The 23,529-nt window shown below is 48.1% G+C and carries 16 protein-coding genes; 2 read left to right on the top strand and 14 right to left on the bottom strand.

Annotated elements, in window-relative coordinates; translation table 11 throughout:
* Nucleotides 1–79: 79 nt before the first annotated feature.
* Nucleotides 80–658, bottom strand: coding sequence for a GDP-mannose pyrophosphatase NudK (nudK, locus tag FN124_RS00805; RefSeq protein WP_142682898.1), 579 nt, complete (start codon nucleotides 656–658; stop codon nucleotides 80–82).
* A 57-nt stretch (nucleotides 659–715) separates the two neighbouring features.
* Here nudK and FN124_RS00810 point away from each other — a divergent pair, with 57 nt between their 5' ends.
* Nucleotides 716–1,462 (top strand): DeoR/GlpR family DNA-binding transcription regulator, encoded by a 747-nt coding sequence (locus tag FN124_RS00810; RefSeq protein WP_142682899.1) that lies wholly within the window; start codon nucleotides 716–718, stop codon nucleotides 1,460–1,462.
* Here the strand turns inward: FN124_RS00810 and FN124_RS00815 are convergent, their stop codons facing one another.
* The 8 genes from FN124_RS00815 to FN124_RS00845 all read right to left on the bottom strand — a co-directional run bounded on the left by FN124_RS00815 (nucleotide 1,463) and on the right by FN124_RS00845 (nucleotide 11,887).
* The gene (locus tag FN124_RS00815; protein WP_142682900.1) at nucleotides 1,463–2,272 is read right to left on the bottom strand and encodes an alpha/beta hydrolase; all 810 of its coding nucleotides are present in this window, start codon (nucleotides 2,270–2,272) and stop codon (nucleotides 1,463–1,465) included.
* A 28-nt stretch (nucleotides 2,273–2,300) separates the two neighbouring features.
* The gene (locus FN124_RS30800; protein WP_185937043.1) at nucleotides 2,301–2,474 is read right to left on the bottom strand and encodes a hypothetical protein; all 174 of its coding nucleotides are present in this window, start codon (nucleotides 2,472–2,474) and stop codon (nucleotides 2,301–2,303) included.
* A 157-nt stretch (nucleotides 2,475–2,631) separates the two neighbouring features.
* Nucleotides 2,632–3,516, bottom strand: a complete 885-nt coding sequence (locus tag FN124_RS00820; RefSeq protein ID WP_142682901.1) for a hypothetical protein — start codon at nucleotides 3,514–3,516, stop codon at nucleotides 2,632–2,634.
* Between the two features lie 60 nt (nucleotides 3,517–3,576).
* The gene (locus tag FN124_RS00825; RefSeq protein WP_142682902.1) at nucleotides 3,577–4,692 is read right to left on the bottom strand and encodes a glycoside hydrolase family 76 protein; all 1,116 of its coding nucleotides are present in this window, start codon (nucleotides 4,690–4,692) and stop codon (nucleotides 3,577–3,579) included.
* A 57-nt stretch (nucleotides 4,693–4,749) separates the two neighbouring features.
* A complete protein-coding gene (locus tag FN124_RS00830; RefSeq protein WP_142682903.1) occupies nucleotides 4,750–6,546 on the bottom strand; it encodes a RagB/SusD family nutrient uptake outer membrane protein in 1,797 nt (598 codons plus the stop codon).
* 103 nt (nucleotides 6,547–6,649) lie between these two features.
* Complete coding sequence (locus FN124_RS00835) at nucleotides 6,650–9,982, bottom strand: SusC/RagA family TonB-linked outer membrane protein (RefSeq protein ID WP_260607290.1); 3,333 nt, start codon at nucleotides 9,980–9,982, stop codon at nucleotides 6,650–6,652.
* Between the two features lie 132 nt (nucleotides 9,983–10,114).
* Nucleotides 10,115–11,050, bottom strand: coding sequence for a FecR family protein (locus tag FN124_RS00840; protein WP_142682905.1), 936 nt, complete (start codon nucleotides 11,048–11,050; stop codon nucleotides 10,115–10,117).
* A 249-nt stretch (nucleotides 11,051–11,299) separates the two neighbouring features.
* Nucleotides 11,300–11,887, bottom strand: coding sequence for an RNA polymerase sigma factor (locus FN124_RS00845; RefSeq protein ID WP_260607291.1), 588 nt, complete (start codon nucleotides 11,885–11,887; stop codon nucleotides 11,300–11,302).
* A gap of 275 nt (nucleotides 11,888–12,162) precedes the next feature.
* Here FN124_RS00845 and FN124_RS00850 point away from each other — a divergent pair, with 275 nt between their 5' ends.
* Nucleotides 12,163–13,473: a sensor histidine kinase gene (locus FN124_RS00850; RefSeq protein WP_142682907.1), complete on the top strand. Its 1,311-nt coding sequence runs from the start codon at nucleotides 12,163–12,165 to the stop codon at nucleotides 13,471–13,473.
* On the opposite strand, the gene FN124_RS00855 is transcribed toward FN124_RS00850, so the two are convergent.
* The 5 genes from FN124_RS00855 to FN124_RS00875 all read right to left on the bottom strand — a co-directional run bounded on the left by FN124_RS00855 (nucleotide 13,474) and on the right by FN124_RS00875 (nucleotide 23,350).
* A complete protein-coding gene (locus FN124_RS00855) occupies nucleotides 13,474–15,888 on the bottom strand; it encodes an ABC transporter permease (protein ID WP_142682908.1) in 2,415 nt (804 codons plus the stop codon).
* A 152-nt stretch (nucleotides 15,889–16,040) separates the two neighbouring features.
* Nucleotides 16,041–16,805 (bottom strand): SDR family oxidoreductase, encoded by a 765-nt coding sequence (locus FN124_RS00860; protein WP_142682909.1) that lies wholly within the window; start codon nucleotides 16,803–16,805, stop codon nucleotides 16,041–16,043.
* A 93-nt stretch (nucleotides 16,806–16,898) separates the two neighbouring features.
* Nucleotides 16,899–18,695, bottom strand: coding sequence for a TlpA disulfide reductase family protein (locus FN124_RS00865; RefSeq protein ID WP_142682910.1), 1,797 nt, complete (start codon nucleotides 18,693–18,695; stop codon nucleotides 16,899–16,901).
* 6 nt (nucleotides 18,696–18,701) lie between these two features.
* Entirely contained in the window at nucleotides 18,702–20,108 is a 1,407-nt protein-coding gene (locus FN124_RS00870; protein ID WP_142682911.1) for a RagB/SusD family nutrient uptake outer membrane protein, read from the bottom strand.
* 20 nt (nucleotides 20,109–20,128) lie between these two features.
* Nucleotides 20,129–23,350 (bottom strand): TonB-dependent receptor, encoded by a 3,222-nt coding sequence (locus FN124_RS00875; protein ID WP_185937044.1) that lies wholly within the window; start codon nucleotides 23,348–23,350, stop codon nucleotides 20,129–20,131.
* Nucleotides 23,351–23,529 lie beyond the last annotated feature (179 nt).

The raw sequence follows: 23,529 nt of genomic DNA on the forward strand, positions 1-23,529 counted from the left end.
ATGGGGTAAAGAGAAACAGGCCCTGATTGGAAAAAGCATGCACAAAACAGCACTGGCGGATAACTGAAATAAATCCGGTTTAACCGCACAAATGATGAAGCGCCGCATACTGGAGTAACATAATTGTTTTTCCGTCTTTTATCTCCCCGGTACGGATCATTTCCAATGCCCGTGTGAATGGCAGTTCCAGCACTTCGATATTTTCCTGTTCGGCTTCCAGTCCGCCGCCATCATGTATTTTCTGCTCCCTGGAATATGCCGCCACAAAGAAATACAGGATCTCTGTAACAGAGCCGGGCGACATATACGCTTCAAACACTTTTTCCACGGCAGTTACCTGGTAACCGGTTTCCTCCATGGTTTCCCGCCTGATACATTCTTCTGCATTATCTTCATCCAGCAAACCTGCACAACATTCTATCAGCATACCCGTTTCATTGCCATTAATATAAGTAGGCAGGCGAAACTGCCGCGTTAACACCACGGTGCCCTGTTCCCTATTATACAGCAGGATAGTAGCCCCGTTGCCACGGTCGTATGCCTCACGCACCTGCCTCACCGCGATGCCGTTGCTGTCTGCCATTTCATAGGTGATTTTCTTCAGCGTGTACCAGTTATCAGACAGGATGGCTGTTTCAAGAATATTTATCGTCTTCATATTAAATGATCGTTTTTGATCGTTTTTGATTATTTTTGATCAAGTTAATTATTTAAAATGAATTTCCAACTCAGGAAGCAAAAAATACTGGCCCTGCTGGCGTCAAAAGGTGAAGTAGCCACCGGTGAACTGGCCCAGGTATTAGGCATTTCGGAAATCACTATCCGGCGGGATCTGAACCAGTTGTCGGACGACGGGCTGTTGTACCGCACCCACGGCGGTGCTATCCCCGCCAGCAGTCCCGAACAGCCCTACGAATTTGTGAACAAGGCGGCGGCCAACCAGGCAGCGAAAGATAAGATCTGCCGGAAAGCGGCGGCCCAGATCAACGACGGCGATATCATTTTTATGGATTGTGGCAGCACTGTTTTCCGTTTGTGCCAGTTTATCAGGAACAAAAAAATCAAAGTGATCACCAATTCCCTGCCGGTGATATTTGAGTTGCAGCATTCCGCCGTATCCCTCAACATTATTGGTGGTGAATACGATGAAGCGAGGCAGGCAATACACGGTACCATGGCCTTGGAACATATCCGGCGGTACAAGGCAGGCAAGGCGTTTATCGGTGTAGATGGTATTTCAGCACAGGGCCTGTTTGCGCACAGTGAAAAAGAAGCGGCTATTGCCACCGCCCTGGCTACGCAAAGCGGTTATACCTATCTCTTGTGTGATGCGGGGAAAATAGGAAGAACTTCTTACTTTAATTTTGCGGACCTGGACCTGGTGAATGCTATTATTACAGATGCAGACCCGGCGGAGCTGAAGTTTTGCAGGAAGAAGGGAGTGAAGGTGATCGGGGCATAATTATTCCAGCATCCGTTTCAGCTGCTCCCGGTATTCCGGGTTATCCGTCATACCATTATGCCCCTGCCTTTTCAGTGTAATTAACGTATCTCCCGGCTTAAAATACGCTTTCAGCTTTTCGGAAGAGCCGTAGTAAATCACCTCGTCAATGTTACCATGAAATATAGTAACGGGTACGGTAGTACGCTGTATGTTCCGGTAGGTAGGAAAAGTATATTTCAGCAGGAAGGAAGGCAATACAGGGTAATAATACCTGGCCATATCCTTCATGCTGAAATAGGGCGCCTGCAGGATAAGCTGCCGGGGATGGTTGTCGGCGGCAAGCCTTGCTGCCGTACCGGTACCAACAGAATATCCCAGGATAATAATTTTATTTTCAGGGTAAGATGTTCTGGCGCTGTCATAAACAGTTTGTGCATCGGCATAAAACTGTTGCTCGCTATGGATCTTCCCGGTACTTTTTCCATATCCGCGATAATCAAAAATCAACACATCGTAACCCAGCTGCGTATACGCGCCGGCTACTTCTCCCCAGGACCGGAGGGATCCTGCATTGCCATGCAGGTAAAAGACAAGGCCTTTGTTACCGCCGGATTTAAACAGCAATGCATTCAACTCCTCGCCATCTCCCACGGGGATAGTACGCTCTTCAAAGGGCTCCGGGAAATGAAACACATAATCTGCCGGTAATCTTTCAGGAAAAAAAAGCAAACGCTCCTGGATAAAGTAAACAAGGATACAAACAGCTGCATAAAGCAGCAGCAGCACCCCTATTGTTTTCAACACCCATTTTAAGATAACAGCTAACATCTATGTAAGATACAAAGAAGATAGCTGTTTAATGAAAATACTGCTTCAGTATCTGGTCAGTGGTGAGCGCACCGGTGGTATTATTCAGCGAGTCTATTTTTGACACTTCCAGTTTGGCCAGCGGGATGGTGATTGTTTCCAGCATCCGTTTCATTACCGGTAATTTTGATACCGGCAGGGTATCGTAAAGATATTTTTCCATGATAAGATTAGCGATAGGTACGGCGAATGTGGCTGATTATAAACGGACATGGAAGTAATGACGGGCATCTTTTAGAACAGCAAAACTATTTCAAATAAATAGTGCTGTAAAAAAATTATAGATGAACGGCCATTAGAAAGGATAGATCCACGCGTCTTTATTTTCCTATTTTTCTGAAGGTTGCATTCACCCCATCCCAGCTGTATTTTGCAGATGTTTCTTTTACCGCCATCACCGGTTCGCCATTCTTATCTACCTTATCTGTTTCTTCTTCCTCATGTATTTTCAGCACAATGATATCCGGCTGTCCATCTTTCTCCCCGGGAAAAATAAAAGACTCTTCATGGTAATATACCCCTGCGTCGCCTACGTCCATTCTGCCAGGCAATGCTGCAAGACGCCCGTCTTTCATCCAGGCGAAATAATAATAGTTGGTGGGAACACCGCAGGCGGCCCCGCCAAAGCCAAGAGATACGATATGCTGCACATTCGACAAGCCAATACCACCCATTACCTTAGCATAGGCAAAACCGGCAGATTCATCATCGAAAATGCGGAACGAGGTAACAGCGAGTATCTTACCTGCCTGAACAGCTTTCAGCTTCACGATATACTGCGATTGTTTCTGCTGATCGATCAAAGTATCCATACGGCGATCATAGGCGAATATAAACTTCATATCGCCCCGGCGCATAGGTGTAAAAGAGATCAGTCCTTCCCATATATATCCTTCTTTTTCCACCCCGTTTTTACTATACTTTATCTGTACCCAGGGAAGGGTAAGACCTTTAAGGGTAAGCATTTTACCAGGCAGGATATTCACAGCGGTAATATCATCTCCTGCCAGCAGGGTATCAGCGGGTGCTTGTTTGGTATCCGGGCTAACGCGCACCAGGGCAGTATCTGCAAAAATATAACGGCTGTCATCTTTCGCTAGCGACCAGGTATTAAAGATAAATTCCTGGTCCTGGTCCTGTGCAGGAAGAGGGGCTGCAAAACAAGTTAACAAACAGGTGAGCGTGAAAAACAACATCGTTCTCATGAGGTATATTGATTAAACCGCAAAAATAGCGTTTTACCTCATGAAAACGATGTGGTGTAACTAATTTGCCGGCGGGCAGATCTGCATCATGTATACCGCGCTGCTGGCCTCATAGGATTGCAGTGTGCCGGTTACACAAGGCACTTTATAATTACGGTAGGTTAACCCGCGGGTAACATCGCGGTTGCCCCAGGCGGCATTGATATTTTTCTGGATCCAGGGCAGGAACTGTGTTTGCCCGGCATCGTTAATGAGCGTCATTATATACTGACCAAAAATGGCTTTCAGTACGCCCTGCTCATTCCAGTCGCCCTCCGCAGGCAGGATACCATTTACATCGCTCATGGTTTTCTGTGTATAAACAGCCGCCAGATTTGCCTGATCAAGATAAGCAGTGGTGCCTGTTTCCCTGTACAACATCACAGCAGCACCGATAAACGTGCCCTGGTTATAAGTGTAATCAGACCAGCCTTTGTGGCCATTCACATTATTATCGGCCACCCTGCCGGTATTGGGATCATAAAGGTTATTCACGCCCCAGTTGTATACATCTTTTGCTTTCTGGAGATAAGCGGCTTCGCCGGTGATCTTATAAAGCGTCATGGCGGCAATTACCGTGGGGAAGTTGATACATGCGTTTTTACCGCTGTGGTTAAAGTCCCAGAACATGCCGCCTTTTTCCGGATCGAAGGAACCATCCCATACCCTTTTAAAGCCGGAGATAGAAAGATCCAGCCAGGTTTTGTTGCCGGTGAGTTGATGGGCACGTGCGAGTGAAATTACCCACCACATGATATCATCGTAGATGAACCATTCCTTTGTATTGTTCCAGTTATATTTATCGTAGCGGTTATAAGCGCCCTGGTAGATATCATTGATGCGTTGCAGATCAGCCGGATCTTTTGTGCGTTTGTATACATTCATGGCCATGTCCCAGTAAATAGCCTGGGTCCATATGGCGCCTATGCCTTTCTTCTCCGTATTACTGTAATAAAGCTTATCGGCCGTACTGTAGAAGTACTGGTTGAAGCTGGCGTAGGCCGTGGCTGCATCCTGCGTGGTAAAGGATACGGCGGGTTTGGTAACTGGTCCGGGCGGATCTCCCTTTGTACTGCTTTTGGAACAGTTGCTGTGCAGCAGTAGCGCGGCAAAAAGTAAACAGGTTATCTTGTTCATATGATCGGGTTGGCACCGGAAGCCGCCATGGCAACTTCCGGTGGTTCAGGTTTATACTTACCAGCCAGGATTCTGTACCAGCTGTTTATCATTATCCACATCATCTGCCGGCAACGGGAACAGGTAATGCTTTCTTTCAAATACACGGGTTTCAAAAGGCACCACCTGCAGGAAACCGGGCATATCAGCGCCGATGTTCAGGCCATAAATGGGACCGTTCTCTGTTTGTTCTGCTATTTTCCAGCGGCGCACATCAAAGAAACGGTTATTTTCAAAAGCCAGTTCCACGCGGCGTTCCTTGCGGATCGCTTCGCGGATGGCCGCTTGCCCCACCGGGGCTGGCAGCTCCGCTGAGCCGTATTGCGGGATACCTGCCCTTTCCCTGATCAGGTTCACATATTTTAATGCTTCAGGACTGGCAGGATCAGCTTCGTTAATGCATTCCGCATAGCTCAGATAGATCTCCGCCAGGCGGATCAGCATCAGGGTACGACCGCCTACATCCCATTTACCGAGGCCCTGCGCTTTACGCACAATATAACCGGTAGGACTGTAATCATTGTTACCGGTAGCTTTACCGGAGTTGCCGGTATTGTAGATCCGGGTAACAATATTCCCGTAGGATTTATTCAGCCAGGTGCTCCCGTCATAAGTGATGTTCACATAAAAGCGGGGCTCGCGGTTTACCCACTGGTTATAGATGCTGCTGGGCGTAGTTTCATTAGGGCCCGTAAAATCGGAGTATCCTGTTTTTACATACTGTGATAAAGGATCGTCGATGCTCCGGCCATTTTTCATAAAAAAGGCGTCTACCATATTCTGGGTGGCGCCCAGGCCACCGCTTCCCCTCAGGTCGCTGGATGGCGCGCCGCTATGGAAAGGCGTCATTTCATACTGACGCGAGTTCAGTGAATTGGCAGGGCGTGCAAAGATCACTTCCGGGTTCCAATCGGTCAGGAATACATCCCTGCACGAAAGATAAGGATCAAATTCTCCCTTTGCATTATTCTTTTTAAACAGGCTGTAGGTAGATGGAACAAACTGGTCGAGGAAAGACTTGTAGGCGTCGGCAGCCAGTCTCCATTTATTGGCGTCGTACGATTGACTGATAAGCTGTTTGCCATCCGTATTTTTCAGGGCGGCCATATCGGTGTTGCCGTTAAACAACGGGCTGGCGCTGTACATCAGCGTATTGGCACGGAAAGCCAGTGCAATACCTTTGCTGATGCGGCCATAGTCCTGGTCGTTGTTGGGCACCACCGGCAGTTTGGCTGCTGCTGTTTCCAGCTCGGAGATCACATAGGCCACGCATTCATCGAACGAGCTGCGGGGCATCTGCAAACTGGCATCCACTTCTACCGGTTTTTCACCCATCAGTACAACGGGACCGTATATACGCATCAGGTAAAAATAATACATGGCGCGTAATGCACGGGCTTCTGCCTTGTATTGGGTAATAAGATCCGGGGAGAGATCTGTTATTTTATCAGCGTTCTCTATAAATACGCTGGCTGCGCGGATGCCGCGATAAAAATTGGTCCAGTAGTCGCCCACGAAACCGGATTTTGCATCCCAGCTACCGATGTTTACACTATTGGATTGCACAAATCCCCATACATAATCCGCCTCATCGCAGCCGCCGGTCCATAACCCGCGGTTGTTATAATCACCTGGATTACGTTGCCCGAACTCATCTGGCACACGCAGGTACACGTTGTTCAGGAACTTCTGCGCAGTAGCCCAGGTACGGAAGGTTTCTTCAATAGTTAGCCGGTCGTCCGGCACCTGGTCCAGGTATTTTTTGCAGGACGACAACAACACGATACCTGCTAAAAGATATATGAGCTTTTTCATCAGTTATTATTTGATTTTTTAATGACCTGACGGAACCTCGTAATAACATGTCCCTGTGTGGGGAAATTATATATGCGCGGTTTCATGATCAGTGCTTACAGGATTAAAATTTCAGGTTTACGCCCAGCGAAATAGTTCTTACGTTTGGATAGCTGGAGCCATTGTCGGTATTCAGTTCTGGATCCCACAGTTTAAACTTGCTGAAAGTAAGGAGGTTGATGCCCTGCAGGTAAACAGATGAATTCCTTACCCCAATGCGCTGCAACAGGCTGGAGGGCAGGTTGTAGGCTATCTGCGCGGATTTAAGGCGGATAAAGCTCACGTCTTTCACCCACCAGCTGCTTGCCTGTGTATTGTTCACGTTTTCTGCTTCGCCGTATGCCAGGCGTGGATAAAACGCGTCCTGTCTTGGATTTTCAGGCGTCCACCTGTCGGTAGCGATGCTATAGGCATTGCTTTCGCCTCCGCCGCCATTGAACGGAATGATGGCGCTGCCCTGCAGCATACGGTCGGCATCAGAGATACCCTGGAAGAGGAAGCCTATGTTAAATCCCTTGTAAGCGAGATTTAAGCCGAAGCCATATACCATTGCCGGCACATCGCCGCGACCGATCTTTGTTACATCGGAAGAGTTGATCTTACCATCGCCGTTCAGATCCTTGTATTTGATATCGCCCGGCTTCAACTGTGAGCGGGAGCCCGGTACTGCACTTTTATCAATTTCAGCCTGGTCGGTAAACAATCCTTCTGCGATGTAGCCATAACGCGCCAGGATGTTATTGCCGCGGTGCTCCATCCATGGATACAGCTGCGGCGGCCGGTCATCTTCCAATACCTTATCCTGGTTCCAGGTGATATTACCGCGTACAGACAGTTCCACATTTCCTATGCGGGTATTGTACTCCAGGTTGGCATCCAGCCCTTTGTTCTCCACAGCGCCGAGGTTACCGTACTGCTGGTTATCAAGGCCCATAAAATCCACGTTGGAAGCGCGTTGCAGAAAGATGCCGGTACGATGCTCCTTAAACACATCCACATTAACAAGGAGGCGATCGTTCAGCGTGCGTAATTCTATACCCAGGTCCTGTTTGTTGGAAACAGACCATCTTACGTCTGATGCATAACGGCTGATGCTGATGCCTTTCCCTTCATTAAATCCTTTGCCAAACGTATAGCCGCGATCGTTATCGTTTAGTTTGGTGATGTACAGGAAGCGTTCTTCTGCGCTACCAAGACCGGTATTACCGTTGGAGTAACGGAATTTCAGGAAAGAGATGGCATTTTTGAATGGTTCAAAAAAGCGTTCATTGGAAGGCACCCAGGCAAGGCCTATAGCCGGGAAAAAACCGTAGCGGTTTTCAGGTGCAAACAATTCGGAGCCGTTATACCCGAAGTTGAACTCCATGAAGTAGCGGTCATCGTATGAATAGGCTGCTTTACCTGCCAGGCCCAGGTATCTTTCCGGGATGGAGTTGATGAAATCGCCCGCCAGCGTATTGGTTTTATCGCTGGTATAGAACAGGCCCAAACCGGTTACGCGGTGTTTGCCGAAAGCGCGGTCGTAATTGATAGCTGCTTCCGTATAAAACTGCCGGGTGGTCTGTCGGTCGCCGTCATTTTTATCAAACCCGAGGTACTGGTTACCGGTAAATGTTTTCAGCAGGTTGAGCGTACCATCAGGTTTGTAGGGATTGTTCATATCCGGGAACCAGGTATCCTCACGCTTGGAACGGGTGATATAGTTCTGGTTAAACACGTCGAATGCGAACATCGCGGTAGCGGATAGTCCTTCCGTAATGGATTTCAGGTCCTGTGTAGCGCGGATGTTGGAATAGAGCTGGTTCCTGAATTCGTTGCGGTACCCGCGGCGGGTAAGATCCGCATAGGGATTCCTGAAACCGCCGTTGGCAGAGCGTCCCGGAACAAATCCACCCGGGTACATCACTGGGTATACCACCGGAGAAGCATCCATTGCGCTCTGGAAAATATCGTGGGTATTGATACCCGGGTAATTACCATTGGAGAAGTAGCCTTGTAAACCCACATCAAGTTTTGTGGATTTAGTTACTTTCAGGTTTAAGTTGGATGTAAAATTATAGCGATTGTATTTTAAGGAAGAATTGTACTTCTCCAGGTCATCTGTTTTCAGGAAGCCGCTTTCATTGTAATAACCAAGGGATACATAATATTGGGCATTTTCCACACCGCCGCTGGCGTTCAGGTTGGCGCTGCGGGTATGGCCATATTTATTGAACACGGCGTCCATCCAGTTTACATTTGGATACAGGAGCGGGTCTGTATTGTTTTTTGTTTTCTCAATGGTTTCTTCGGAGAACACCGGGTTATGGTTACGGGTGGTGGAAGCTTCGTTAGCCAGGTTCATATAGGTAACGCCATCCAGCATTTCCGGCCTTTTTGTAAAGGAGTTAACGCCTTCGTTATAGTCGAAATAAATTTGCGGCTTACCTACCTTTCCTGTTTTTGTTTTCAGGATAATAACGCCATTGGCGCCACGCACTCCATATACTGCCGTACCGGCGGCATCTTTCAGGATAGTGAAGGATTCTATATCTTCCGGGGAGATGTTGTTGATAGATCTTTCCACGCCATCCACGAGGATGAGCGGGGTAGCTTTGTTACCGCCACCAAAGGTAGAGATACCACGGATCCAGATATCGGCGCTGCCTTTACCGGGTTCGCCGGTGCGCTGTACGCCTATTACCCCTGCAATGCGGCCGGCCAGCATGGAAGAGATATCCGATGCCGGTTGTTTGAACTCCGCCGGGCGGATGGTGGACTGGGCGCCTACCAGGCTTACTTTACGCTGGGTACCGAAGCCCACTACGGCTACTTCGCCAAGCGATTTGCTGGCTACTTTCAATTGTACGTTGATGGTCGTCTGACTGCCGGCTACCACTTCTGCGGTTTCATAACCAATAAAGCTGAAGGCCAATACATCGGTGGCGGCATTCACAATGATCTTGTACCGGCCATTGGCATCCGTGGTGGTCATGGTGCTTACGCCTCTTACTGCAACGCTCACACCGGGGAGGGGATGGCCGTTTTCATCTTTGATCACACCGGATACCACTACTTCCTGGCGGGCGGGAGCTGCTTTGGGAGACGCGAGCTTGCTGATCACTACAATATTATTTACTTCTGCATAGCCCAGGGATTTATGCTGCAGTAATTTTTCCAGTACATAGTCCAGCCTTTCGTTGGAAAAAGAGCAGCCCTCTACTTTGTAGCCGCTGAGCAGCTGCCTGTCGTAGGCAAAGTTAATTTTGGTGTGGCGGTGCAGGTCCCTGATGGCGGATTCCAGGCTGCCGCTTTTCAGGGCGATAGTGACGCTGGTTTCCTGCAGGATTTGCCCCTGGCCGGCGTATACCGGCAGTATGGCAGGGACACAGGTGAGGCTTAAAACGACTGCAAGCATTCGTTTTCTGAAATTTTTTACAATTTTCTTCATACGTGGTTAGGCATTAATTGTTAGCATTAACAAAAGGTTCCATTTACGTGGCATTACGTAGTTGTTTTTTAGCGATTAGCTTTGGTGATACATTGTTTATTATTCGTAAATAACAGTGTGCTGATTGATCGTGCGTACTTTCAGATGGTGGATGGCCGCCAGCACCTGTGCTGCTTTTGCGGGCTCCATATCTGTTGGCAATTCCGTGGTATACCTGGTGTTCCTTACATGTTCCTGTGTGGTGGTGATGGTGATGCCGAAGTTCTTTTCCATGAGCACTACCATATCGTGGAAGTTAACGTCGTTGAAAACGAGCCTGCCTTCCTTCCATCCGGTCAGCTGTTCATCTGCCGGGGAAACTCTTACCTGGCCGTTATCCCTGTTATACACCAGTTCCTGGTTGTGCTCCAGGATGTGCGGAGGCGTTGCCTTTCCAGCCACGCTTACTTTACCGGACACTACTCCAATGCTGAGCGTGTGTACCTCCTTATAGGCGGCGATGTTGAAAGCGGTGCCAAGTACGGTGGTTTGGAGCGGGCCGCTTTCCACGATAAACGGTACATCGGGATTGGAAATAACATCGAAGAAGGCCTCGCCGTCTACCAGTTCTAGTTTTCTTTCTTTGGAGAGGTTAGCGGGTATACGGATAGTGGAACCGGCATTGAGCATTACTACGGAACCATCATTGAGGTGAATGGTTTTTCTTTCACCATTACGGGTAGCGTAGGTGGTCCAGGAGGTAGAAGCGCGGTGGCCCAGCAGGTACCAGCCTGCGCCGGCGCCTGCCAGCAGCAACACTGCCGCTGCAGCCCTTTTCCAGCCACGGGTAAGATAAAACGTTTTAGCGACTTCAATTTGCGGCTGGATATTTCCCCATATTTCGCGTTTTATGTGTTCCTGCTCTGCCTCATCCATTTCGGGTAACGGTGTTGCATCGAACAACTGGTACCATTGTTCTACCAATTGGTTTTCCTGGCCGGAGCCTTTCCCCAGCATATACTTCTTAAAAAGCTGCCTGATTTTACTGACTTCCACAACGCGCGATTTTATTAGTTATCTCAAAAAATAATATCCGGTACTAGTCCGGGTAAAAAAAATTTCTACTCCGGGGAACGGTTGAAATTCCGCAACAGGGGTATAGGGTATAAATAATGGCCGGTTCCATCCAATGGATCATACAGGTATGAGCGTTCCGTAAATATGGATACTGCTATTATGAAGGCATAGTATCCGGGTAACAAAAGGGAAAGAACAGCGTCGCCGGCCGGGTGTGCCGGCACGTTGCTACTGCTGCTGATGCAATTGGGAAAAGAGGTATATCAATACCAACGTCCAGTCGCTGGTAGAAGAGGCTTTCAATGAAGTACGGAGGCGTTTTAAGGCATCTGTCAACTGGTTCTTCACGGTTTGCTCTGAAATATTAAGTGCTTTGGCAATATCGGCAATGGTATAATCATCCTCCCGGCTCAGGCGGAAGATCTGTTGCATCCTGGCCGGCAGCCTGCCGATCTCGGCTTCAATGCGGGCTTTCAGCTCTTTGGTTTCCAGGGTATCCGAGGTAATATAGTCGTTAAAGGTATCGAAGAAATCTGCTTTTTTAATTTCTGCGGCGCTGAAAGCATAATGACTGATCACCCGGTACCTGATAGCGGTGAAAAGGTACCGCCCCAGGTCGCCCTCCTGCCCTACCCGTATATCGTTCCTCCTTTTCCAAAGGGAAATCATTACCTCCTGCACCATGTCTTTCGCCTCATCTTTATCCACACGCTGGCAAGCCTTTAAATAAAGGGCCTGCCAATATTTATCGTAGATAGATTCAAACGCAGCTGTATCATCTTTCTTTATAAGCTGTAACAAATCTCCATCACTCATCATTTTTTGCGCATATTAGAAGTGGGTGAATACCTCATAACCTTTCCCGCCACCGAAAATTAATGATAATTATTTTAGCTTTCCCGCTTTTGTAAAATGCATTTAGCAAAAAGCAGGGCAAACATGCGGAGAGATACGTGCTACTTCTTTCTTTTTTAAAAATTAAGCGGATAGTATAGAAAACCGAAAAAAATCATGACATTACAGCCATATGCCTTATCCTGAGCCCGGCATTTTCGCTGCGAATAGCAGTTGTTTTTGCTTAAATTAGTAACATGTCAACAAACGGAACCACCACATTATCCCAACGGCTGAAACAATTCTCACACTTCCTTATTGGAGACGCCCGGCAGTTCTCCCTGGAAAACCGTATTTTCAATGCCATCTGCGCTATTTCCCTTTTTATCATTATTATTAATATACCATATAATTATATTACCGGTCTTACTGCTACCTCTGTTATTTTTGCCCTGCTAACGCCTGCATTTTCGTTTATTTATTTTTTGTCGAGACACCGGAAGAAGGTAAACGAGAGCGTTATCCTGGCTGCAATCGTGAGCAACGTGATGTTTGCCATTAATTATTTCTACAGCGGAGGGATACAGGGCGCATCGCTGTTATCCTTTACCCTGGCGTTTTTCCTGATCATGCTCATTTCCCCGCGGAAACAATACTACTGGTGGCTGGTGCTGAACCTCGTTATTGTGCTGGGGCTTATTGCCTGGGAATATTATTACCCGGAGTCGGTAAATGAAGTGTATAAAACCAGGAAAGATATTTTTGCGGATATGACTCCCACCTATATCATTTGTGTGGGGGTTATTTTTGTGGGTACCATCTACCTGAAAAATGCCTATAACAATGAAAAACTGAGAGGGGAAGAAAAAACCCGCTCCCTCGAGATAATGAATACAGAAAAGAGTAAGCTGTTTTCACTCATCTCCCACGACCTGCGCAACCCGCTGGCAGCTATACAATCCTACCTGCAGCTGGTACGGGAAGTGGAACTGAACACAGAAGATAAAGCCCAGATAGAAACGGAATTGCTATACGTAGTGAACAGCACACAGGAAATGCTGTATAATATATTAATATGGTCCAAAACGCAAATGGATGGTCTTCATGTGAACCTCACTCCCGTAGATGTAGCCGCCGCTATACATCCTATCCTGAAGATCAACAAAATGGCGGTATCCAAAAAAAGGATCAGCCTTGATATCAATATAGATGCTTCCATCAAAGTGATGGCTGATATCAATATGCTGCAACTGATTGTGCGTAACCTGCTGGGTAATGCGGCCAAGTTCACTCCTGCCGGCGGAACTATTTTTATAAAAACCAGTAAAACGGGCGATAAATGCCTGATTGAAGTAAGGGACAGCGGCCTGGGTATTGACCTTTCCAGTCAGCAGGATATTTTTTCCCTGAAAGTACGCTCCACTTTTGGTACAGATAATGAAAAGGGTATTGGCCTGGGGCTGTATCTCTGTAAGGAGTATACGATAGCGCAACAAGGGCAGATCTGGTTCGAGAATAACAGCGGAGGGGGAAGTTCCTTTTACCTGGAACTCCCCCTCGCCAATTAATTATTCTGCTTTAAGGCTATTTACGGGGTTTGCAGTGGCGGCCCGGATAGCCCGGTAACTCACCGTTAAAAGGGTGATGACAATAGCAATAAACGCGGCTATCACAAACAAGGTCCAGCTGATCTTTACCTGGTAAGCAAAATTCTGCAGCCAGCGGCTCATCATATACCAGGCCAGCGGACTAGCAATCAAAATGGCGGCCAGCACCAGTTTCAGGAAATCTTTCGACAGCATAGCCACAATACCCGGCACAGAAGCGCCCAGTACCTTGCGGATCCCTATTTCCCTTGTGCGTTGTTCCGCTGCATAAGTAATTAACCCAAATAAGCCCAGGGAGGCGATCACTACTGCCAGTATGGCGAACGTAATGAAGATCTTCCCGGTACGTTGCTCCGCAATATACAGGCGGTTGAAATCATCATCGAGGAATGAATACACAAATGGCTGCCCGCTCATACCCGGCTGTGCTTCATAGGCGCTTTTTATTTTCCCGATGAGCCCCTGTATGTCGGCAGTATGAATGCGAAACGCCATTGAGCGCGGGTTTGATTGCAGCCGGAACACGATGGGAGGTATCTTATTCCTCAAACTGCCGGCGTTAAAGTCTTTCACAATGCCAATTACTTTCAATGGCTTGTTTTCTCCACTATAAAGGTATTTCTCTTCCAGGTTACTGAAGCCAAACAAGCGCGCGGCAGTTTCATTAAGCAGTACCGCAAAGGTATCTGAAGGCATATCCGGTGAGAAATTGCGGCCGCTCACCATTTGCATGCCCATGGTTTGAATGTAGTCGGCATCCACGTACCAATCAGGCACGCCTGTTACCTGGCCCGCGCTGTGGGCGGCATCTTTTGAATAGATGTTGGTATTAAGGCTCATATCGGTAGGCAAAGAGGCGGTCATGGTGCCGGATTCCACGCCCGGTATGGCAAGCACTTCTTTCTTAAAGTTGGGGGCATGGATCCAAAGCGAGGAGGTATTGCCCACAATGAGCACCTGCTCCCGGTTGTACCCCAGCTTCTTATTCCGGATATAATTCAGCTGGCTGTTGATCACCAGGGTGCCTACAATAAGCAAAATAGCGGAAGCAAACTGGAACACCACCAGGCTGTTCCGCAGCCAGCTGTTCCTGAAACCGCCATTCAGCTTGCCTTTCAGTACTTTGATTGGCTCAAAGGCAGAAAGGAAAAAAGCGGGATAGCTGCCTGCCAGTAAACCTATCACCCCGGCGGTAAGCAACAGGAAAGGCAACAGCCACAACAGGTAACCGGTTTTCAGCACAATATGCTTACCCGATAACTGGTTGAGATAGGGCAGCAGCAACACAGCCAGGACCAGCGCCAGGACCAGTGCAAAGAAGCTGGTTAATATGGATTCTGTAAGGAACTGGAATATCAAAGATCCGCGCTGGGAGCCAAGCACTTTCCGTACGCCTACTTCTTTTGCACGGCCTGCGGAGCGGGCGGTAGACAGGTTCATAAAATTTACACAGGCGATGAGCAGGATGATCACCGCAACCGCAATAAAGATATATACATACTGGATGTTACCGGAAGGCTCCACTTCATCGGCCAGTGAGGAATACAAATGGATCCTGGTGAGCGGCATTACATTATACCCGAAATGGCCACCCGATCTTTTCAGGTCTGCAAAGTTGCTTCCTGTCATTTTCTGCAACGGCCCTTCCATATACTTTTTGGTAACGGCATCCACATAGCTCTGGAGTTGTGCGCCGGTAGCGCCTTCGCGCATCAGTACATAGGTGGTGTAGTTGTCGGACATCCAGCCGCCGCTTTCCCGGCTTTCCGGCAGTTCGGACATAGCGCGCACAAAATCAAAATGCAGGTGCGACTGCTCCGGCATGTCTTTGATCACACCGCTGATCTGGTAGGTACTAACATTATCTGTTTGCAATGTTTTGCCAACTACATCCGTGCTGTTGAAATATTTCAGGGCCATGCGCTCGGAGATGACCATGGTATGTGGCTGCGTGAGCGCAGTTTTAGGGTCCCCGCTGATCATTTCCAGGCTGAACACATCAAACAGCGTGGAGTCTGCAAAGCTGGCATTGTGCTCTATCAGCGTGGCAGCGCCTTTTTTTACCAGTATATTCCCCTGGTGGATAAACCGCACATAACTTTCTACGTTGGGGTATTCCCGTTGTAATACCGGGGCCAGCTGGCTGGGGGTAAATCTTTCCCTGAAAGCATTGCCATTTACAAAAAAGTCGGCGTCTATACGGTAAACGCGGCCGGCTTTTTTGTTGAACCGGTCGTAGCTCAGTTCATCTGTAACAAATAAAGTGATGAGCAGGCACGTGGTAATGCCTATGGCGAGCCCGAATATAGTGATGGCTGAAAAACCTTTGTTTCTCCAAAGGTTCCTGAGTGCAATGTTGAAGTAATTCTTAAACATAAATACAGGCGCTCTAATTGAATGCCGGAAACAATGTCTAATGATAATCAGCATTTTAGTTTCAATCCCCCTCCAGCTGCTGCCCGGTTTTAATACAGGGAGTGTCCGATAACGGTCATGGCTTTTTCAATGGCAGGGGGCCGTCCATACCGTTACAGGAACATGCCCCCGGAGGCTTCGATTCGCTGGGCAGTGATCCAGCGCGCTTCCTCCGTGCACAGGAATGCCACTATGCCGCCAATATCATCCGGTAAGCCGGTACGTCCCAGCGCAGTATGCGCCGTAATGTAGGATATTGCCTGTGGTGCATGTTCAAAAGTGGCTTTTGTAAAATCCGTTTCAATGATACCCGGGGCTACCACGTTGGCAGTGATACCGCGTGCGCCCACTTCTTTGGCCAGGTACCTGGTAAATACTTCTATGGCGCCTTTCATGGAAGCGTAAGCTGCGTAGCCGGGTGTGGTAAACCTTGCCAGGCCGGTAGACAGGTTAATGATACGCCCATTATCATTAATAAAAGGCAATGCTTTCTGCGTAAGGAAGTATACGCCTTTTAAATGCACATGGTACAGTTCATCGAAATCCTCTTCAGTAGTATGGGGGATCAGGGAGCTTCTGTCGATGCCCGCATTGTTTACCAGGAAATCAAATTTACCCTCGCCTGTATTTTCCCGGAGATGCGCTGCCACTTCTGCCAAAAACCCGTCGAATGCTTTGGTATCGGCGGTATCCAGCTTATACGCGATCGCCTTTTGTCCCAGAGCCTGAATTTCTGCAACTACTTTGTTTGCTTCCTCCTGGTTACTTTTATAAGTGAGGATGATATCATGCCCGCTTTTAGCAAGCTGTAGAGACATATTCCTGCCTAATCCGCGACTGCCACCAGTAACCAGGGCTATTTTGTTTTTTGTTGCCATTTTGTTTTATTTTTTTGATAAGACAAATTTCCGGGATTCTTCCCGGCTGGTTATGGTGACTACTTAAGTATTTAATGGTGGCTGTTTAAGTATTTATTCGTGTAACAGGATCTCCAGCTGTTGTTTTAACTTCTCCTCTACTTCCGGTCCTTCGAAACCAATGTTGCTGAAAATAATATTACCTTCTTTGTTGATAAGATAGGAAGCGGGGATGATATTAAATTTGAACTTATCCCCAATAGCGGGATCAGTGTTATAATACACCGGGAAGGTATACTTTTTGTTCCCGCTCCAGCCCTGTGCATCTGCCAATGTGTTCCGGGCGCCGCTGTTGGCGATCATAAATACGATGTCCGGGTTTTGTTTATACTGATCATATAAATGCTGGAGATAGGGCATTTCCTGCATGCAGGGCACGCACCAGGTGGCCCAGAAATCAATCACCACGATCTTACCTTTGAGAGATGCGGCGGGTACTGGTTTTCCTTTCATGTCCACGAAGGAATTCAGCGGCGGCGCCGGGCGGTTGATCCGTTGTTTCTTTACTTTTTCTATCAGCATTTTTTTCCGGAACTCCTGCAGCTGGCCCAGTTTCGCAACATTGTTGGTTTGCCGGTAATAGGCCTCCGCGTTGTCCAGTGTTTCTTTATCTGCATAGTAATCTACCGCCTGCTCCATATGCTTATCCCCTGCGGCATAGCGGCCCTGTTTCATATCTATCAGGCCAAGCATGGACAACAGATGCCTGCTGGCCTTATTAAATACGGCTTCCCGGGTACTGTCGTCTGCAAAAGGGTAAATGTACCCGGTTTCCGGGAAATGACGGATCACGCCTACGGGGTAGCTGCGCACGCTATCCAACGCCCGTTGGGCATAAGCGCGTGCGCTGTCCAGTGCAAGGCTGTTATCCAGCAATGTTTGCGCAATCTGCTGCCAGGTGGTCGCCCTGTAGGGGTTTTCCTTTTCCGTGGTCATAAAACGGGCATGGTACAATGCTTTGCCGCTGTCTTTTTTTGCGGCGTAATACCGGAACAGCACATCATGTATTTCTGTAAAGGACTCCTTGTTTTCCGGGGTTTCTTTTTTTAGCTCTTCTTCAAAAAAAACGATCTGCCGGGCAGTGTCTTTGCCCCTGGCTATTACGCCTGTCCTGATATCACGGCCCAGTGCAGATTCGGGGTAACGTTCCACTACTACGCGGCGAATAGAGTCCAGCCGGGAGTTTTCGCCAATGATCAGATAGCCCATTGTTACCTTGTTCATATTACCGGCCACCGTAGGCGCGCTGTTGAACTTATTGGCAATCACCTGGTACGCCTGTTCCCGGAGCCGCTCTTTCTCTTTCGCAGCAGCGGCTTTGTTTATTTGATAGGTAAGCAGTCGCAGCTTAGCTTCATAGTTGTCAGGGTAGCGTTTCAGTTCTTCTTTATAGAGCGCGGCCTGTTTATCTGCCAGCAAAGGCGATTTACCCATCTGTGCACTAAGACTGTAAGCCTTGTAAAGCGACATATCCTGCACCGGCACTTTGTTTTTATATACGCCTATTTCGTAGTGCCGGTCTTTTGCCGGTTTATCTACGGCCTCGCCGCTTTCCAGGTAGAAGGTGGCGAAGGTGGTATAGTTGGCCAGCTTAAAGGAGGTAGTCCATTTGTTGCCGGTTCGCTGCATATTCATCCGCCATGCGAGATTATAAAAATTGGAATAGGAAAACACGAGCGTTACCACGCCGGCACCGGGCGGAATACCTGCTCCGGGCGCCGACGGGTCATATGTGATAGTCACGGTTTGCCCCCGTTCCGGAAATTCCGGGCTGATCACTACCCGTTGCTGGGCATATATTTTAGTGGCTGCCATAACAGCCACTAAAAGTATGATAGTTAATTTTTTCATTACCGGTTATTTGTACCCTTCGTTCTGGGTAAGGTTAGCATTGGTTCTGATGGCGTCTGAAGGAATCGGGTACAGTGTATCCGTTGGTTGCCAGTTGGCACCTTTAATGGGGCCCAGCACGGCGTCTGCGCGTTTAGTGCGCTTCAGGTCAAACCAGCGGTGGCCCCATTCTGCGAACAATTCCACCTTGCGTTCCTGCTCCACAGCCAGTAACAGGGCGGGCTGTGTGAGCGATGTGGAAAGGTTGGGCAGGCCTGCACGGTGGCGGATAGCATCCAGGTCGCTGCGGCCGTCGTCCAGTTTACCCTGCTGTATGCGGGCTTCCGCACGGATGAGATATTGTTCCGCCAAACGCATCACCATAGAGTATTCACTGACGCCGCTGGTGCTTGTTCTTATTTTGTATTTGTAAGGGAAATAAACAGTGACGCCGGCAGTGGTTTTGTTGGAAGCGATCCAGTTGGCCAGGCGCAGGTCGTTCGGTTCATATTTTTTGATCAGGTTGGTAGTATCCAGCCTGAACACCGCTGTACCAAACAGGCCGGTAGCGGGGTTAATAGCCGGTGTAGAAGTAAATCCTTCCCAGGTATTGCGGCCTCCGAGCACATTGGTAGGCTGTAACTGCCAGATAGCTTCATTGCTGTTTGCCAGGAATACCTTGTTCAGGTCTGTTACCAGTGAATAATGGTTGTCATTGATCACCAAAGATGCCGTGGTTTCAGCCAGGGCCCAGTTCTGGTTATAAAGATATGCCCTTGCCAGTAAGGCATTAGCCACTGCTTTATCAGGGCGCGTATGCTGCCCTGCAACAGGATAATCATCTCCCATTAATTCCACTGCCGCTTTCAGATCAGCAATAATGGCATTATAGACATCCGCGCGCGGAGCACGGGGTTTCACCCCATTTTCTTTATAATCTGTGCCGGTGATCAGGGGCACATCTCCATACATATTTACTAAATAGAAATAGCAGAAAGCCCGCATGAAGTGCGACTCGCCCAGTAACTGGTTCTTTACGGCCGGTGTTAATGCGGTTGCCGTGGAAAGCCCTTCCACACAGGCGTTCATCTGGTAGATATAACTGTAAAGATCAGCAAACATGCTTTGCACATACTGGCTGCTGGGCAATAACCTGTTCTCTTTAAAAACATCATAGTTGGCAAAGGTGGAATAGTAGGCCATGTCATCCGCCTGCATGGCGGTGAGGTAATTGATCAGCACATTGGCAAACTGGTAATTGAATGAATACATGTTACTGTATAAACCGGTAACCGCGGCAGTAGCCGTTTTATCATCCGTAAACACCAGGCCGGATACCAGCTCATTCTTAGGCAACGGCGTATCCACGTACTTGCTGCAGGAGCTGCTGCCCAGGAGGAGGGCGCCGATTAAAAATATATGAATTCGTTTCATGGTAAATCTTTTTATATTCTTTATAAAGCAAACTGTAAACCGATGGTATATGCTTTTAATGGCGGCATTACCATTCCCTGGGTTTCAGGATCAAGACCTTTATAGTTGGTAAAGGTGAGCAGGTTTTGCGCTAAGGCGTATACGCTCATGTTATTCACTTTCCAGCGTTTGGTATATTTCGACAGGTCATATCTCACTGATATATTTTTCAGGCGGATATAAGAAGCGTCGCCCCAGTTGGCGGTAGACAAGCTGTAGGCCCTGTAGTTAGCTGTTCCTGCAGAAATAGAAGCACCTGGTACATTAACGTTATCCCCTTTGTTCTTCCAGCGGTCCAGTGCGCGGAGATCCTGGTTTGAAAAAGTACCTATACCCTGAACTCCGTAACCATAGCCAATCTGCGGACCTTCCTGTTTTACAAACTGCAACAGGAAATCAAGGCTGAATCCTTTATACGTAAAGCTGTTCTGCAGTCCTCCGTAAAGTGCCGGCATTGTTTTACCAAGTGTTTCATAATCGTCATACTCTACCGGGCTCGTGGTAGTGCCATCGCTGTTGCTGTAGAACTGCGCCAGGCCTGTTTCAGGATCAATACCCTGGAATTTGTATCCTCTTACAATAGTCAGCGATTGCCCTACTACATATAGATCTTTGTAAGCAGATCCTTCAAAACCCGGATATGATTTCAGCTCATTTTTACTGATGGTAAGATTTAACGATGACTTCCAGCTAAAGTTGGGCCGCTGGATATTGGTGGTATTCACTTCAAATTCCCATCCGCTGTTAAGCACTTCCGCAGGAAGGTTGGCAGTAATGGTGGAGAAACCTACCTGTGGTGTCAACTGATCCTCCACCAGTTGATTACCGGAAATATTATGATAGTAGTTGGTATTGAAGAGTATCCTGTCGTTCAGGAATCCCAGTTCCAGCCCGATTTCCTTTTTACGGTTCTCCTCCCATCTGTACAATGGATTGGCCAGGCGTGAAGGCGTTAATCCCGGTACACCCCCGTATGGAAAGGAGCTTGAAGACCAGCTATCGAGATACTGGTAATTGCCTATATTATCATTCCCGGTTAAGCCTATGCTGGCGCGGAGTTTACCAAAGCTAAGAAAACGCACATCTTTCATAAATGCTTCTTTGGTAAAGATCCAGGCAGCTCCTACGGCGCCGAAATTACCGAAGCGGTTACCCGGGCCAAAGCGGGTGGAGCCATCGCGGCGGAAAGTGGCATTCAATATATACTTGCTATCCCAGTTATAATTGATCCTTCCGAAAACAGAAGTATAACGGTAGAAGGAATACATTGATGGATTGGGCGTGATAAGACTGGCGGCCTGTTGATCTTCCAGCAAGGCGTCGCTGGAGAAGCCGGTTGCTTTTACCGATTGTCCCTGGCTGATGGTTTGCTGCCAGGTACCACCTACCATTACGTTCAAGTCGCCCTTGGCGATGGTCCTGTTATAATCTACCTGTGGCTCAATGATGTAAGAGCCAATATCGGAAGTACCGAAATACGACATGCTTCCTGTGGAAGTAAGGGGATTAAAGGTAACATCCGGGTATACCTGCACCTGTTTCATGTTGGTTTTGTTGTATCCCAGGCTGGTTTTCAGGTTTAGCCCCGGCAGGATAGTGTACCTGATCGTACTGTTGGCCACCAGGTTATTGGTATTTATTTCAGACCGGCGCAGCAGGTAAGCCTGTGGATTCTGGAGATCACCGAACCAGTAATATTTACCCGTTGAATCGTATAACGGGTAATTGGGAGACATGTTAAAGAAAGTGGTAAGATCGCTGGCCAGTGAATTATCCTTATTGGCAGAATAATTTACAGACGTAGTGACGTTGAACTTACCATCGGCACTGCTGTGATTTAAATTAAAATGACCTGCACCTCTCTGGTAGCCCAGGCTTCCTGGCATTACCGATGTTTCCTTATGATAGGTACCGCTTAACAGGAACTGCGTTTGCTCATTACCGGCAGACACTGAGCCCTGTGCTTCCGTAGTATGACCGGTACCGCCGATCATGAATTTCTGCCAGTCGGTGGTATGCTGCTGATCCCACAGTGTGAGGTCCGGCGCTGTTTCATCATCGTAGGTTTTGCCGTCATTTTTAAAGGCCTCCTTACGCATGGCAATGTACTCCGGTGTATTCAGCATTTTCACCGTATTCACCACTTTGTTAGCGCCCGTATATACGTTAAAGTTAGCCTGTGTTTTACCCGACTTACCTTTTTTTGTGGTGATGAGTACTACACCATTGGCCCCCCTGGAGCCGTAAATAGCGGTAGCATCAGCATCTTTCAGCACATCAATGCGTTCAATATCTGAAGGATTGATGGCAGCGAGGGGGCTTTGCTGACCGTTGGCAGAAGTGAACTGGTTCAGCGGTTCAGAGTAAAAAGGCACACCATCTATTACATAGAGCGGGTCGTTTTTATGATCCTGGTCAATCGAGCTTTGTCCTCTTATAAGTACTTTAAAGCTGGATCCGGGTAAGCCATTGGAAGAAGAGATCAGCATACCGGCCACCCTGCCCTGCATAGCAGACAGTGGGTCCATTACCGGTTGTGACCCTATACTTTCTGCGCTCAGGCTGGAAACGGAACCGGTGTTATAGCGTTTGCTGGTGGTGCCGTAGCCGATCACCACGGTTTCATCCAGCCTGCTGGCCTGTTGCTTCAGGTACAATTGCAGCGGGCCATAATTACCTATCCGGAAGGTTTGTGATTCATAACCTACGTAAGACACCACCAGTTCATCGCCTGGACCTGCGGCAAGAGAGAAGTGCCCGTTTTCATCCGTGATGGTACCAATGTTGGTGCCTTTCACTTTAACGGTGACGCCTATCAGCAATGTGCCCCCGGCATCTTTCACCACGCCCGTCACCGGTTGCTGGGTAGCTTCCGGTGAGGTGCTGATGTTGCTGCTGCCTGCAGGCAGCGCTTTTTTCTTAATGAAAATGGTTTTGTCTTTGATCGTGTAATCCAGTGGCTGGCCTTTGAATATTTCCGTGAGGAAATCGGTGAGACTGGTGTTTTGTGCCTTGACGGTTACCGGTTTAACGGTGCGCAGCAGGTCCCTGTCGTAAAAGAACAGGTAACCTGTTTGTTTTTTCAAAGCAGTGAACACTTCTTCCATCGGCGCATTTTTTACCGATACAGACACTGTTTGCGCAAAAGCACCCGCAGATACTTTTAACGTTGCCACAATCATGAGAACAATTGTCAATCTCATAGTAAGTGCAATTTTGGTTGGGGAAAGTCCAGGCATAGAAAGGACTTTACCATGATAATTCAATTGCATAGATTTGCATTTGTTAGGATGGATAATCGGTATTCAAGTATGTACAAGCAGAGTGCTACTATCATCCGGACATATTCACCGGGGATAGGTCCAATCATCCCCGGTTTTTT

The organism is Chitinophaga polysaccharea (assembly GCF_902150045.1).
Classification (GTDB): domain Bacteria; phylum Bacteroidota; class Bacteroidia; order Chitinophagales; family Chitinophagaceae; genus Chitinophaga; species Chitinophaga polysaccharea_A.

Excerpts from the sequence above, each read along its gene's own strand:
- FN124_RS00815 (WP_142682900.1), bottom strand. The coding sequence starts at position 2,272 with ATGTTAGCTGTTATCTTAAAATGGGTGTTGAAAACAATAGGGGTGCTG.
- FN124_RS00835 (WP_260607290.1), bottom strand. The coding sequence starts at position 9,982 with ATGCTTGCAGTCGTTTTAAGCCTCACCTGTGTCCCTGCCATACTGCCG.
- FN124_RS00860 (WP_142682909.1), bottom strand. The coding sequence starts at position 16,805 with ATGGCAACAAAAAACAAAATAGCCCTGGTTACTGGTGGCAGTCGCGGA.
- nudK (WP_142682898.1), bottom strand. The coding sequence starts at position 658 with ATGAAGACGATAAATATTCTTGAAACAGCCATCCTGTCTGATAACTGG.
- FN124_RS00875 (WP_185937044.1), bottom strand. The coding sequence starts at position 23,350 with ATGAGATTGACAATTGTTCTCATGATTGTGGCAACGTTAAAAGTATCT.
- FN124_RS00865 (WP_142682910.1), bottom strand. The coding sequence starts at position 18,695 with ATGAAAAAATTAACTATCATACTTTTAGTGGCTGTTATGGCAGCCACT.
- FN124_RS00810 (WP_142682899.1), top strand. The coding sequence starts at position 716 with ATGAATTTCCAACTCAGGAAGCAAAAAATACTGGCCCTGCTGGCGTCA.
- FN124_RS00830 (WP_142682903.1), bottom strand. The coding sequence starts at position 6,546 with ATGAAAAAGCTCATATATCTTTTAGCAGGTATCGTGTTGTTGTCGTCC.
- FN124_RS30800 (WP_185937043.1), bottom strand. The coding sequence starts at position 2,474 with ATGGAAAAATATCTTTACGATACCCTGCCGGTATCAAAATTACCGGTA.
- FN124_RS00850 (WP_142682907.1), top strand. The coding sequence starts at position 12,163 with ATGTCAACAAACGGAACCACCACATTATCCCAACGGCTGAAACAATTC.
- FN124_RS00845 (WP_260607291.1), bottom strand. The coding sequence starts at position 11,887 with ATGAGTGATGGAGATTTGTTACAGCTTATAAAGAAAGATGATACAGCT.
- FN124_RS00825 (WP_142682902.1), bottom strand. The coding sequence starts at position 4,692 with ATGAACAAGATAACCTGTTTACTTTTTGCCGCGCTACTGCTGCACAGC.
- FN124_RS00820 (WP_142682901.1), bottom strand. The coding sequence starts at position 3,516 with ATGAGAACGATGTTGTTTTTCACGCTCACCTGTTTGTTAACTTGTTTT.
- FN124_RS00870 (WP_142682911.1), bottom strand. The coding sequence starts at position 20,108 with ATGAAACGAATTCATATATTTTTAATCGGCGCCCTCCTCCTGGGCAGC.
- FN124_RS00855 (WP_142682908.1), bottom strand. The coding sequence starts at position 15,888 with ATGTTTAAGAATTACTTCAACATTGCACTCAGGAACCTTTGGAGAAAC.